The sequence below is a fragment of the Moorena sp. SIO3A2 genome (assembly GCF_010672265.1).
Lineage (GTDB): Bacteria > Cyanobacteriota > Cyanobacteriia > Cyanobacteriales > Coleofasciculaceae > Moorena > Moorena producens.
Window position 1 is genome coordinate 1 of the sequence record NZ_JAAHHC010000058.1, and the last position, 13,651, is coordinate 13,651.

At 42.8% G+C, this 13,651-nt stretch carries 10 protein-coding genes and 1 pseudogene; 3 read left to right on the forward strand and 8 right to left on the reverse strand.

The genetic code is table 11. The features are described from left to right. Window positions 1-129: 129 nt before the first annotated feature. Window positions 130-360, forward strand: a pseudogene (locus F6K64_RS33100) (serine/threonine protein kinase); the annotation flags it as partial. Window positions 361-470: 110 nt separating this feature from the next. Here F6K64_RS33100 and F6K64_RS33105 read toward each other — a convergent pair. Continuing rightward, the gene (locus tag F6K64_RS33105; RefSeq protein ID WP_008189965.1) at window positions 471-2,738 is read right to left on the reverse strand and encodes a hypothetical protein; all 2,268 of its coding nucleotides are present in this window, start codon (window positions 2,736-2,738) and stop codon (window positions 471-473) included. A gap of 90 nt (window positions 2,739-2,828) precedes the next feature. Between F6K64_RS33105 and F6K64_RS33110 the strand changes: the two genes are divergently transcribed. Further along, complete coding sequence (locus F6K64_RS33110) at window positions 2,829-4,220, forward strand: proton extrusion protein PcxA (protein ID WP_008189967.1); 1,392 nt, start codon at window positions 2,829-2,831, stop codon at window positions 4,218-4,220. Window positions 4,221-4,346: 126 nt separating this feature from the next. On the opposite strand, the gene F6K64_RS33115 is transcribed toward F6K64_RS33110, so the two are convergent. The 4 genes from F6K64_RS33115 to F6K64_RS33130 all read right to left on the reverse strand — a co-directional run bounded on the left by F6K64_RS33115 (window position 4,347) and on the right by F6K64_RS33130 (window position 7,129). After that, on the reverse strand, window positions 4,347-4,904 hold the full coding sequence (locus F6K64_RS33115) for an ElyC/SanA/YdcF family protein (RefSeq protein ID WP_008189968.1): 558 nt from the start codon (window positions 4,902-4,904) through the stop codon (window positions 4,347-4,349). 623 nt (window positions 4,905-5,527) lie between these two features. Beyond that, a complete protein-coding gene (locus F6K64_RS33120; protein WP_287249853.1) occupies window positions 5,528-5,677 on the reverse strand; it encodes a hypothetical protein in 150 nt (49 codons plus the stop codon). After that, a complete protein-coding gene (locus F6K64_RS33125) occupies window positions 5,649-6,302 on the reverse strand; it encodes a DUF2301 domain-containing membrane protein (RefSeq protein WP_008189970.1) in 654 nt (217 codons plus the stop codon). Before F6K64_RS33125 ends, F6K64_RS33120 begins: the two co-directional genes overlap by 29 nt. Before the next feature lie 35 nt (window positions 6,303-6,337). Next, complete coding sequence (locus F6K64_RS33130) at window positions 6,338-7,129, reverse strand: SAM hydrolase/SAM-dependent halogenase family protein (RefSeq protein WP_287267596.1); 792 nt, start codon at window positions 7,127-7,129, stop codon at window positions 6,338-6,340. A 296-nt stretch (window positions 7,130-7,425) separates the two neighbouring features. Here F6K64_RS33130 and F6K64_RS33135 point away from each other — a divergent pair, with 296 nt between their 5' ends. Next, a complete protein-coding gene (locus F6K64_RS33135) occupies window positions 7,426-8,064 on the forward strand; it encodes a DUF1361 domain-containing protein (protein ID WP_008189975.1) in 639 nt (212 codons plus the stop codon). A 22-nt stretch (window positions 8,065-8,086) separates the two neighbouring features. Here the strand turns inward: F6K64_RS33135 and F6K64_RS33140 are convergent, their stop codons facing one another. The 3 genes from F6K64_RS33140 to gmd form a co-directional block, all read right to left on the reverse strand. Next, a complete protein-coding gene (locus F6K64_RS33140; protein WP_008189977.1) occupies window positions 8,087-10,288 on the reverse strand; it encodes a GumC family protein in 2,202 nt (733 codons plus the stop codon). 494 nt (window positions 10,289-10,782) lie between these two features. After that, window positions 10,783-11,727 (reverse strand): GDP-L-fucose synthase family protein, encoded by a 945-nt coding sequence (locus F6K64_RS33145; RefSeq protein ID WP_287267598.1) that lies wholly within the window; start codon window positions 11,725-11,727, stop codon window positions 10,783-10,785. A gap of 176 nt (window positions 11,728-11,903) precedes the next feature. Further along, window positions 11,904-12,983 carry a GDP-mannose 4,6-dehydratase gene (gmd, locus tag F6K64_RS33150; protein ID WP_044495291.1) on the reverse strand — a complete coding sequence of 360 codons (1,080 nt, stop codon included), beginning with the start codon at window positions 12,981-12,983 and terminating at the stop codon, window positions 11,904-11,906. Window positions 12,984-13,651: the final 668 nt, after the last annotated feature.

Consider the following 13,651-nt stretch of genomic DNA (forward strand, 5'->3'; position numbering starts at 1 on the left):
CCTTTTTCTATATAGTTTATTACTTTTTTTCTGAAATCTAGACTGTATGGCATTGCTGTCAGTTATTGAAAATATACCCTTTTCATTTTACCTCATCACCGTCTTATCCTTAATTGAAACAACTATATGACGAATAATGTTTGGATTGGACTGATAGCATGGGTGCCTCAATTGGGTTGGTTTATGGCGATCGCGCTCGGTGCCAAGGGCAATGAATGGGCTTGGAAAAGTCGTCGCTGGCGGAGTATTGAACACTTCAAAGCTCACCAAAGAGGGTGGGCAATCGTGGGGATTCTCTTTGGCGCACCAGTGAGCCTGATGTTGTGGATATTTGTCTTGGGCTTGGTCTCTGGTTTTTAATTTTTAATACGTAAATTAATACCTAAACGATCTACCTTGCTGCTTCACCCTGGGCAAACTTGAACTCAAACATGCCATATACTTCTAACAAAAACATACCAGTGCAATTGTTAAGAAACAGCAGTATTTATCGCCGTATGTATCAATGACAATAGCGGACCATTCTGCTCTGTGCCACTAACCGCTAATTCGCTATGACACAAGTAAACCCGCTCTGTAACTCTACCGAATAAATCTCGCAAAATTCGCTCTAATCGCTGTTGATCAGCTTGGACTTTATCTTCCTCTGTCCAAGGACGTCCAGACCATTCCTTTAGAAATATATGAGCTCCGAAAAGGGTAGCTGCACCACCACTAAGCCAGAGGGAAGAACCTGCATCTAACCAAAACTGCCAACGGTGGCAGCGGCGAGCGGCACGGTATTGGAAAATAGTAGCAAGGGTGACGGCATTGGTAGCTGTGGGTAGGCGGCGGACAGGATAGGGATTAGCAGTAACGGTGCCACGACGTAGCATCAGAATGAATTGGGCGATAGTTTGGGTGGAACGCTGACGGTTAGACGGTTGTTGGTTGGTTTGGCTCGAATCATTCACCTTCAACTCTTTCCCCAGTCGTCCATTCACTTCCCAGTAGTGTTGAGCAGTTTCCATCAGTTCCCGCAGTGCTGCTAGCTGGTCATAGGCGAGATTAGAACCATGCCACAAAAATTTCTGAATGGCGCGGTCGAAAACTACCAGGCACGAAGGAATCAGACCCTGTTGTTGTTGCTCCCGCTGTAGTTCTAACCATTGGAAAATCTCTGAGTAGGCAGTTGTTGCCTGATGCCCTAACCTATCCCAACGAGGAAACGACTCCACTGGTAACAGACGAGGTTGCTCAGGATCAGGAGCATAGCAGTGATCCGCTAATAAACCAGCACGGACAGGATCAATTAGGGTTGCCGGTTGCAGATTTGAACCCTCAACCTTCAACCTTTCAACATTCAACCTTTCAACCTTCAACCTTTCAACATTCAACCTTTCACCCTTCAACTCCTGTACTTGTGGTTGGCTACTGAGTACTACCAACATTTGTGCGATCGCATCTCGATTCACTAACCGTCCCAAGCCAGGATACACTAGCGCTAGTAGGGTTAGTAATCCCTGAATCATCGGTGAGCTAATTAATGGACGCTGGTCGTTGAGGGGTTCTACGGCAATGCCTTCCTTAGTCAGGATTTCCGTTAAGGTGTAGCGTGCGATCGCATCTAGACCTGGAGCAATGATCGCAATTTCACCAGGCTGCACTTGCCCAGACTTGACCGCTTGACTTATCACCCCAGCCGTTTGCTGCAACAGTTGAGCGCGGGAGGTAGTTTGAATCGATTGGATAGACTCAGGTAGACCTTCAATAAACATGGAATTACTAATTAATTCCACTACTGTGTTTGCCAATTCATCTCGAAAAGCATCAACAGATAAATCCGGTAAGATTTCCACCAAGCAACGGGATGCCAAATCCGCTAGATAATTCGGGTCAGCATTAAGTCCCAAGCGTACCTGTCCATTAGGATTAAAGCTAAAAGCTCCCACAGCCCCTTGATTGAGTAGAGTCTCAAATAAATCCCGAGCGATCGCGGGATAGTCATCCACATCATCCGCCAGCACTGCCTGATAGCGCTGCTGCAAATACTGCTGATAAGTGGGGTCTGGCAACAAATACCGCCAATACAGTTCAGCAATAATCCCGTAGGTTAATAATCCCCTTTCTAGACACCAGCTTCGCCACTCTAGCAAAAGCTTTCCCACAGTTGACCAAAGTTCCGGGTTTCCTTCCTCCTCTGGAATCCCGACCGTTAACATGTGGGGAATGTCTTCAACAGGTATCCCACTCACTGCTGCTAATTGTAACAAGTCCAGGAGCCGACGAACTCTAGTGTAATCATTCCCCCCTGGCAGTTGTAGTAGATCATTATCCAGGTCAGTACGCCAGTGCTGGGTGGCTAAGTCCTGCTCAGTCTCAGGACGCAATCGCAACGGAAACTGTGCCTTGAAGTCCAATCGCCCAATTAACAAGGGCCAAAATAGCATTACCTCATCTTGAAAAAAACCTAAAGGTGTCTTGGAAAGTACGGGATACCGTCCCCGGATTACCTCTGTCAGCCGATCCGCCAACTCACGCCGATTATCGTCATTAGCCGCAAACACCAAAATTCCTGGGGCTTTTGAGGGGGTTCTTTGATATCTTGAACTCGACTTTGGGTTTGACCAATCCAGTCCTCCTTCAACCCATTGGTAAAACTGACTCACAAGGCGAGTTGTTTTGCCAGTGCGAGTTGAGCCAATTATCCACAGTGAATTTTGAACCACGGAATTTTTCTTTAGGTAATTTGTTATCATACCACATGAACTAGGATGTAAGAGTTCTAGGAATAATTAGGTGCAAGAGCGCACCCCTGAGATGTTCAGAGTATGAACCTAAAGAATTGAATGAATCTTCAAACAATCTTACGCACAGCTAGACAATGGTTCTTCAATACACCAGAGAGAGCCTTGGATCAGGCATACAAAGCGGCACTAAAAATTCAAGCGATTGAAGATGAATATTTTGGAGGTAAAAAAATCTCCGCCGATACCAGTCAATATAGTAACAGCGTTATTGCCTATTTTGAGGCAGAAATTAATAAATATATAAAGACTATCAACCTTAGACTAGCAGAATTTAAAACCAGTCGTTCTGTTATAATAAATTCTGAATTAACTGGATCTAATCCTCTCGAAACTAGTCAACAACAAGCTAGGGAAAATTCTCGGTTATCTGAGTCAATCGACCTCAGCGATCAGCAGTCAATACTTATTGAAAAATTAAATTTTATTGATGAAATTATCAACAAGTATGATCCACCAAAACCCGAAAAATCCACCGCAGCCTTGATTCCCATAGACCAAAAGCCAGATAATCAGATTACTAACGCCAGTCCAAGAGAAGTTGTCAAGCAAAATTCCAATCTTAGAGAAGCTGCTTATTTGGAATCAGACAACAATTCATCTCGAAATAATCAAGGAGCTAACTCCAAAAAAATAACCGATAAAACCGGTGTATTACCTAGGTCAATTGTAGGGACAGTAAAAAGAATTCAGCAGGAACTCGATCCACGAGCCGAAGAGAAAGTTGTCAAAACCTTTCGTCGGTCTCAACGTAAAACCGTAATCTCTATTAAATTTATCCTAATTTTAACTATTGTTCCTATTTTAACTCAGCAAATTTCTAAAACGTTTTTAGTTAGTCCCATAGTTGAACACTTTAGAAGTAGCCAGGAATCAGCTATTTTTTTAAATTATGAGATGGAAGAAGAAGCTCTGATAGAGTTAAAAAAATTTGAAGAAGAACTCCACTTTAGAAGCTTACTGGGATTTACTCCTAAACTATCTGAGGAGGAGATGAAAGAAGAGATTAAGCATAAAGCTAATGAACTGGCAGAAGACTATCATAATCAAGGGTCCAATGCCATTAAAAATATTTTTGCTGACATTATAGCTCTAGTTGCTTTTGCCTTAGTTATCATGAACAGCAAACGAGATATAATTATTTTAAAATCTTTTATGGATGATATTATCTATGGACTTAGTGATAGTGCCAAAGCGTTTATCATTATTTTGTTTACCGATATGTTTGTAGGATTCCACTCTCCCCACGGTTGGGAAGTAATCCTAGAAGCCGTATCCCGACATTTAGGAATACCAGAAAGTCGAGAGTTTATATTTTTGTTCATTGCCACATTTCCAGTTATCTTGGATTCGGTTATCAAATATTGGATTTTCCGCTATCTGAATCGGATATCTCCTTCAGCAGTAGCTACCTATCGCACCATGAATGAATAATAATATAGCAGTCGAAGTAAAGGTTAAAAAATGTTTCTGTTCCCAGATCCGCTGTTCCCTGTTCCCTATTCCCTACTCCCTACTCCCTCACCCAATTCACAACTGCTATAGCAGTTTTGGCAATCTTCAAACTTTCCAACTTACAACTTGAGCATAGAGATAAGCGATTGTTTCAGACATGATTGACCGCACTCCTTGACTAGAAACCCACCACTGTTTTGCTTCATAGTCAAGGGAGTTAGCGGCTATTGCTCCAACTTTAACCTCAGGAGCAAGAACTTGCTTAAATAGCATCCAACTTCTGCGAGTATGAACATCAAATGAATAAAGATTAATAGACTTGATTGATTTATCTGAGGTTAATAGCCACTCCCGTAACGCCTGAGCCGATGCTAACGTACGATTGACATTAACATCTGGTGCTGGAACAGCAACTAGTTTATCTGGCTCAACACCCAGTGCGATACACGTTGCCGCAGTCAGTTCAGCATAGGTTTTATACTCTGACAGATAATATCCTTTACGCAGAGGAGGGCCGGTGGTGATCAATTTTTGATAATTACCCCGATAAAATTCTTCGATGGCACCTTTTAAGGCATAGTCCGGTAGCCATCCTTCTACTACTAATGCATCAGCGTTAATCGGAGACTTAATCGATAAAAATGGGTGGATATGAGTTAACATAAAAAGACTGCAAGTAATAATCAAAAAAGTATTCACAAACCATCCTTGAACCGTTAAAACCCACTGTTTTCGCCTACATACTAAACGCATGATTGGGACTTTTAATGAAAAATTATCTCGTCAATAGTCACTAGTCATTAGTAACCACAAATAAATGATATTGTGGTCACTAATGTACGGTATAGTCTACGGTATAGAAAACCGTGGTCACCTAATCACTGATGACTAATAATCACTGATGACTAATAAGGTCTAGAGCATCTCACTTTTCTATTACTTACCAATCAAAGTCCCATCTGTCCGGATTATTTAAAAAAGGATTATAGTCAGTCCCCTTGCTTCCTTCGTTTATAGTATTGTTTTTTGGTAATTGACTAATGACTAGCAGCTTATTAATTCTCTACAGGTTTGTAAGCATTCAGCCGTCAGCTGTCAGCCGTCAGCTGTCAGCCGTCAGGTTAAAATAAACCTCAAACAGTATAATTTAAGAGTTCGAGATTAATGAGAATTTCAAGTCTGGGGAAAAGCTGATCATAAGCATATGCGCTACGGGCACGCTACTTGAGGTGCGGTCAAGCGGTCAGCCGTGAGCCTAAGGCTCACGCTGCTTGAGGTGCTTAATTTTATCCAAAAGCGGTTCGGTGTAGCGTGGCCTTAGGCCAATGGCTGATAGCTGATAGCTGATAGCTGATAGCTGATAGCTGATAGCTGATAGCTGATAGCTGATAGCTATTAGCTATTAGCTTACAGACGCTTCTTTTTGAGATACTCAAAAACCGACTTATCACCAATATCATCGGGAATCGGTTGCAATAGTTTACGCAGGGCAAACACCATAAACAAAACCGCCCATAGTCCTAATAGAATCATCTCCCAATCTGTAGACCAAAATCCAACGATATGTCCCAGTAACAGCATGGGTACTAGGGGAGTTAGGAATTTAGTTTCCAAGCGATTAAAGCAAAATGCTTCCTTGAAATAAATTCCGGTTAACGCTGCAAAGGTAAAACCAATTCCGAATAGAGAAATAGGATGGTTATAAATGTATAGAGCAAGGGGCTCATTGCTGGAAAATGCCAGTACAATGGCGGAAATGCAACCAATGCCCCAAAAGATTTGTAGTAGGCGGTGCAGGGGGGCTAGATAAATATGAATTGTGACTAAGCTAACCCCTAGGGCAAGGCAGAATAAGCCATAAAGAGGAGTCAGGACATTTAAAATACTTGGGCTAGCTCCCCGCAATAGAATTAAATTACTCGCGATCGCAAAGCTCAAGGCTGCTACCACTAAGCCAGCACGGTAGATAACTACGCCAATGCGATCGCTTTCGGTAATGGTAAATTCCCCAAACTGACCTTGGTAAACTACCGGTTCAGATGGTTGTAGTGATGTGGTCATAATATCCTGGAAAGGAACTCGGTACTATTAACATTCTAATTTTTAATGCTTAATTCCACTGTATCTCCCCAATCCAGCTGTAATTGAGACTTAGCGCTCCCACCGTTAACAGCGATTTCCACCCAACCATGACTACCAATTAGGGCAACGTACTCTCCAAGTTGGCAATTGCTGTAGGTTTGAGTATGGGGGATAATGCGATCGCTTATCTTAACCAACCAAATTTTGCCATCAACCTCAGCTCCTGGGATATTGGTGATTAAATTACCAAAATGGTCAACATATTGGATAGAACCAATAATCCCATCATCGGTTAGTCTTTTTATTGGCATATCTAGTGTTACCAAAGTGTTTGGCTCAATTACCTCTCCCAACCTTTCGATTGGTAAGCCACTAGCCAAGTGAGCTCCAACACTGGCAAAGATATCTCGACCATGAAACGTAGTGCTAGGATTTCTAGTGCGCCAGTAGTCTGAGTTGCTTAGCTCAACTGCTGCCATGAGTGGGTATTGCTCTAAAACTCCACTGAATAGCCCATTATCTGGACCGACCAAGAAACCCTGTGAGAGTTGGATAGCGATCGCTCTGCGGTGACTGCCGACTCCTGGATCAACCACCGCCACATGAACTGTCCCTGCTGGAAAGTAGGGATAGGCATTGAGCAAATTAAACCGAGCAGCGGCTAGGTTTTGAGGGGGGATTTGGTGAGTCAGGTCTACTATAGTCAAAGTTGGGTTAACTTGGGCAATGACACCCTTCATCACACCCACATAAACATCTTGTAAGCCAAAATCACTCAGGAGAGTAATAATCCGATTCTGAGGCATGGTTATCTCAAATCCAGTTGACTGATTATCATATCCCTTCTAGGGTAATGAGGCAGAATTGCTATGAGCTTCAAGGGCTTCCAACTTTAAACCTTAAACTTTCAACTTTCAACTTTCAACTTTCAACCGTCAACCGTCAACCGTCAACCGCTTATTAAGGCTGAAGTATGAAGTATGACCTATGAAAGCTCAAGCTCAAAGCTCAAGGCTGAACGGATGAGTTAGGATAAGGATTAAATTCAATACCACTTAAGAAGGCTAATCTACCCTAGAGCAAAGGTTCACTAATCATGTCTATGGACACATTACTAACTGAGGTATGGAAAGCTTGGCATAGCAACAATGACTGGATGGCTTGGAATTTGTTTCTAGCATCAATACCATTAGCTCTAAGTTTTTGGCTATTCCGCAGTAAATCTGGCTTACACTCCGGATTATGGTGGATAGGTTTAGCAGTTTTTATCCTATTTTTGCCCAATGCGCCCTATCTGCTCACCGATGTGATTCATCTAATTCAAGCCATTCGCAGGAATTACTCAGTATGGACAATTACTCTAGTTGTTATTCCCCAACATCTGCTAGTTATCCTAACCGGTTTTGAAGCTTACGTTCTATCTGTGATGAACCTAGGTGAGTATTTGCAGCGGCGAAGGTTAGGAAAGTTGATCTCCTCAGCTGAGTTAATTACTCATGCTCTGTGCGCCTTTGGTATTTATCTAGGACGATTCCAACGGTTCAACAGCTGGGACTTGGTTGCTCAACCCAATACCTTAGCTAAGGGCATGATTAATGATTTAACCTCGAAAGGTCCACTACTAGTGATGGCCGTAACATTCGTGGTGCTGACAGTATTTTACTGGATGATGAAGCAAATAACCTTAGGAATTATGATCAGAATGCGCCACCAACGTTCTGGCAGCGCAGCTTCTGGATAATAGATTCACAGCGTGCAAGGTTTTACGGCTGATTACATTCAGCCTTTTCTTGACTGACATCTGGCGGAGTATAGTTTTCCCTGTTGTGGTAGATATAGCCGTTAGGTTCGTTTTTGAAGATTACACCATTGGTAACTAACCCCAGAACATTTTGACCTGAGCTGTTGAGAATTTCCTTAGCCGCATTAGCGCTTGCAGAATCTACCTTTTCAGGTCGGGCCACCAGCAAAATGCCGTCAGCCATTTTGCCCAAAATTGGGGCATCAGCCATACCAGCTAATGCTGGAGTATCTAAGATAACGCAGTCATACTCTTGTGAGAACTTCTCCATCAGTGAAGCCATCTTCTGAGAGTCCAGAAGAGCCACAGGATTTGGAGGGATGACCCCAGCCATCAGAACATCAAGACCAGTCATTACTTCCTGTTTAGCCTGATCAAATTGAGCCTCACCCACGAGAATATTACTTAAACCCACTGAGTTAGTTAGTTCCCACAGATGATGTTGAGATGGATAACGCAGATCAGCATCGATTAGTAACACCCGACGTCCTACTTGAGCCATAGCTGCAGCTAAATTAGCACAGACATGAGACTTGCCTTCCTTAGGAACACAACTGGTTACTACAATCGATTGCAGTGGTCGATCAGAACTGATAAATTTCAGATTGGCTTGCAGAATTTGATAGGCTTCACCGATGACAGAGCGGGGCAAATCTCTCGGAAAAATGGGGAAAACATTCTGTTGAGAAAATCCACCAAAATAGCTTGTACTGACCAGCTTGCCGTAGTCTGGAATAACCCCTAACAACGTATATCTGAACAACTCTTTTAACTCTTTGAGCGTATGAACCGATCTGTCTAAGAGGTCGAGCAAGAAAGCCGTAGCGATCGCAACTAAGATACCAGCAAAGGCTCCCCCTGCCAGGATCAGGTTGGTTGGGATCGGAATCGGGTTTTCAGGAACGATAGCCTCTGAAATAACACGGGCATTACCTACATTTTGATTTTCCGCAACTCGGGTTTCTTGTAGTTTGCTTAACAAAATTTGGTAAGTTGCTTGTGCAGCAGCTACCCGTCGCTCCAGTTCCCGCTGATTCTGCTCTAGTCTCGGTAGGACTCTAGACCGCTGTTTGTAAGCCGACTGAGTATTGGTCAGAACAGCTAGCTGGCTAGTCAGCCCTAAACGCTGTACCTCGGACTGAACCAGTTCTGCAGTCAGTTGTTGCTGGATCGGTCCAAACTCTAACAAACTATTAACCGGTGGCGCTGGTTGTTGGCTACCAATGACCTGTGCTATTCGCTCTTGTAGTAGTTCTAATAGTGCAGCTTCCTGAAGAGCCAACTTAGCCACTGTCGGGTATTCATCGTTGAAGCGGGTGCGCTCGACTGCTAACTGAGCTTGTACCTCTTGGAGTTGTCTAAGTGCCTCCTGCACCCCAGTAGACTGGTTTAAAGACGTAGCTGCGACAGCTTGCTGTGTATCCAGACCGATCTTATTGCGCAAGCCCTCAGACTGAGCATTTATCTGTGCTAACTGAGCCTGAAGTTGAGAAATTTCGTCGTCTAATTTGGCAATCGACCCGACTGCAATGCTAGCTTCTTGTTGCAGATCTAATATTTTATTAGCTTCTTTGAATCTACGCAAATCCGCTTCTGCTTGGCTGACAGTAGCTTCAACTTTTGGGAGTTGTTTCTCAATAAAGTCACGAGCGGCGACAGCTTCCGCTCGGTTAGTTTGGATATCATTCTCTATGTAAACCCTAATCAGTGTGTTAACGATCTTTTCTGCCCAATTAGCATCAGGGGATTGATAGGAAATGGTTAGGATGTCTGTCCCCAAAATTGGTTTGACACTCAGTCCTCCTAAAATGACCCCAGGAGGGTAAAATTCACCGTTTTCATCCCTGAGGTTGAGAGCTCTGATGGTTTTTTCTATAATTGGTCTGGAACGAATAATTTCTACTTCCGTAGATAAGGGGTCGCTCTGGCGAGCCACATTATCAATCGTGCCAGTTGGATTATCCAACCCGGTCAGAGAAGAGGAATTATCTGTCTTTAACAGCAGTTGAGCTGCTGCTAAATAAACAGTTTTTTGAGAGGAGGCATACCATGCAGCAAGACCGAGAACACCACCAAAGGCTAGGGTAGCTGGCAAAAAGCGCCGTTTGAGAACTAGCCAGTATTTCTGAAAATCTATTTCTTCTGAATAGTCTATAGCTTCCATAATTGCTCAGGAAAAAAGTTTAATACTCACTGCAAAAAAAAATTAGTAGATTACTCACCCTTTTTTCACCGTCAGAAGCTAGGTATTTTTTTTATAAATCTATCTATAGTTAGATGCTATATAAATTAAAACAAATTAGGATGTTGGTTGATTATAGTTGATTAAGTTAGAGTTGTTAACAAGAATAAAAAAAAATTTTACTATCATGTATATTTGGTTTTAGTGTTAATTTTATAAGTTTTTATGGTAATGGGTAATAGTTTGGTAGTCATCACAATTCCCCGTTGCCCATTACTAATTACCAAACCTTACACTCTTAATGCTTCCAGACAGGATATAAATTGTCTTTTGATTACTCTTCTACTAAAGTCTGTCTGGCTTTCCCCTTAGAGGGCGAAGTATTTGTATACAAACTGGCACTCTTGGAGCTACTGTTTAAGCTACATATCCAGGTACAAATACTTCGCCCCTACCTAAAATGGGTTTGGGTAGATTTAGCTAGCGTGTTGTCGATACCAGTCGATAGTATTCTTCAACCCCTGCTTAAACTCCATCTGAGCAGTGAAGTTAAACTCCTCCTTCGCTCGTTGAATATCCAGACAACGGCGAGGCTGACCATTGGGTTGATCAGTTTCCCAGACAATTTCTCCCTTAAATTCCATCAATTCGCAAATCAACTCAACTAAATCGCGAATTGAGATTTCATAGCCTGTACCCAAATTAACTGGCTCTGGTTGATTGTAATCCGTGGTAGCCATCACAATACCCCGTGCTGCATCAGTTGAGTAGAGAAACTCACGGGTAGGACTACCATCACCCCAGGCAGGCAATTTCATTTCTCCCTTTTGTTGGGCTTCATAGACTTTACGAATTAGGGCAGGGATTACGTGGGAACTGCTGGGGTCGAAATTATCTTCCGGACCATACAAGTTCACCGGTAACAGGTAGATGCCATTGAATCCGTACTGTTGCCGATAGGCTTGTAGCTGGACTAAAAGAGCTTTCTTAGCAACCCCATAAGGGGCATTGGTTTCTTCGGGATAACCATCCCAGAGGTTATCCTCTTTAAAGGGTACTGGTGTGAATTTGGGATAGGCACAGATGCTACCAACACAGACAAATTTTTCCACACCAGCTTCATAGGCAGCATGAATTATCTGAGTACCCATCATTAAATTGTCATAGAATAGCTCACCTGGCTTTTCTCGATTAAGACCAATGCCACCAACGTGAGCAGCAAGATGAATGATGATATCCTGCTGAACCACAGCTCTTTGACAGTTCTCTAAAGAACGCAGGTCATAATCACGCGATCGCGGAATAGTAATCTTCTGTGCATCCGCTCCAGCTTTACACAACTGATCAACTACCTGACGCCCTAGAAATCCAGCTCCACCAGTAACTAGAATTCTCTTATTACTAAGATCTAAACTTACCATTTATTTGTCATCCTTGCCTAGCTTTTGGAGAACTATCACCGTCTGGTACATCGCAATGCAAGCAGGAATATACTGAGTCATTATTCAACACAAATCCTATCGATCCGGATTTGTGGGTCAGATGTATTGGCTTGCATCACCGATGCTACCTTCATAATCAGTCATAAACTAACGGATTAGTCAACCATCGTAGCTAAGCCTTGACGGATATAGGCTTGATCATTCAAAGGTTGAGTACTTTTGCCGTTAGGGAGCGACAGACCCAAGGCTTGTAAATCCGCTTCTACCATTAAGGCTACCAACTGCTCAAAGGTTACAGATGGCTCCCAACCCAGCTTCTTCTTTGCCTTGGTGGGGTCACCAATAAGTAGATCTACCTCAGCAGGACGCAAATAACGCTTGTCAAACTCCACATAATCATGCCAATCCAGATTGACATATTTGAAGGCAATATCTAAAAATTCCTGAACCGAGTGGGTTTCACCAGTAGCTACCACATAATCATCTGGTTTGTCTTGCTGGAGCATCATCCACATTGCCTTGACATAGTCCTTAGCGTAACCCCAGTCTCGCTTAGAATCAAGATTACCCAGGTAGAGTTTTTTCTGCTGACCTCCGACAATTCGGGCAATTGCTCGGGTAATCTTGCGGGTTACAAAGGTTTCCCCTCGACGGGGTGATTCGTGGTTGAATAGTATACCATTGCAGGCAAACATGCCATAGGATTCACGATAGTTTATAGTTTGCCAGTGAGCATACACTTTAGCACAGGCATAGGGAGAGCGGGGATAAAATGGAGTAGTTTCCTTTTGGGGTATCTCCTGTACCTTCCCAAACATCTCAGAAGAACCAGCTTGATAGAAACGCACGTCGATACCGGTGCGCTGACGATAGTCTCGAATCGCCTCCAAGAGTCGGAGAGTACCCATTCCCACCGAGTCAACGGTATATTCTGGGGAGTCAAAACTGACCCGAACATGGGATTGAGCCCCTAAGTTATAAATTTCCAATGGCTGAACCGCCTCTAAGATCCGGCGTAGGGTCACACCATCAGTCAAGTCACCGTAGTGTAGGAAGAACCGTGCGTTTTCATTGTGGGGGTCTACATAGATGTGGTCGATGCGATCTGTGTTGAAGGTGGAGGTCCTTCGGATAATGCCGTGAACCTCATAGCCCTTTTCTAGCAACAACTCACTCAAGTAGGAACCGTCTTGACCTGTAATTCCAGTGATTAGCGCTCTCTTTGGTTCCGTCATTTTTTCCTTTTCCTGTAATGTAATGTGGGCAATTTTGGTAGATATTGCTTCCCGAGAAAATCTCCCATGCAAACTTCCCAGTTTGCATGGGAGTGAATCATCACCACGTTAACTCAAAAATTTATTTGTGGCTGTAGTGAATTTACCGTAAATAACCTCTCAGCCAAAATTTCACATATTCTCCACAGAAAGTTCAAAATTATCGATTAATACAATTCTTTAAAGAATAAAATAGTGTTGACGTAAATAAAATTTTGCGCTACAAAGTTGGTAGTTGCTTTTTTTTGACGAACCGATAAGGATGTTTGTGATTTTTTTTGATGATAGTTTTTTAGGCAAACATCCTTCCCAAATAGGGAGCCTCACATTTGATTACATGCATCGCCACTAATGCAGTAGTTTAGCATAGATATAAGTAGGGAGCATTCCACCTTAGAGGGTGTCTTTAAAGTTAAAAATTTTACAAATTTAGCCTAATTGCGCAGGTTATAAGTTCTCAAATTTTATGAGGATGCGCAGGTGAATTAGTTTGTCTAGCCCCATGGTTTAGTATGAGGTAGACTTTTGAAACACTGGTTTAGTCAAGCATCAAACAAAATTCAGTGTACGGCATTTTTATACTTAGATAGGAAGTCTAACCATTTTTCAAAACCATCCGGTTTTGTGCC

Bases quoted from the DNA above. Each gene is read 5' to 3' on its own strand.
- gmd (WP_044495291.1), bottom strand. From the start codon at position 12,983: ATGACGGAACCAAAGAGAGCGCTAATCACTGGAATTACAGGTCAAGAC.
- F6K64_RS33145 (WP_287267598.1), bottom strand. From the start codon at position 11,727: ATGGTAAGTTTAGATCTTAGTAATAAGAGAATTCTAGTTACTGGTGGA.
- F6K64_RS33105 (WP_008189965.1), bottom strand. From the start codon at position 2,738: ATGATAACAAATTACCTAAAGAAAAATTCCGTGGTTCAAAATTCACTG.
- F6K64_RS33130 (WP_287267596.1), bottom strand. From the start codon at position 7,129: ATGCCTCAGAATCGGATTATTACTCTCCTGAGTGATTTTGGCTTACAA.
- F6K64_RS33125 (WP_008189970.1), bottom strand. From the start codon at position 6,302: ATGACCACATCACTACAACCATCTGAACCGGTAGTTTACCAAGGTCAG.
- F6K64_RS33135 (WP_008189975.1), top strand. From the start codon at position 7,426: ATGGACACATTACTAACTGAGGTATGGAAAGCTTGGCATAGCAACAAT.
- F6K64_RS33140 (WP_008189977.1), bottom strand. From the start codon at position 10,288: ATGGAAGCTATAGACTATTCAGAAGAAATAGATTTTCAGAAATACTGG.
- F6K64_RS33110 (WP_008189967.1), top strand. From the start codon at position 2,829: ATGAATCTTCAAACAATCTTACGCACAGCTAGACAATGGTTCTTCAAT.
- F6K64_RS33115 (WP_008189968.1), bottom strand. From the start codon at position 4,904: ATGTTAACTCATATCCACCCATTTTTATCGATTAAGTCTCCGATTAAC.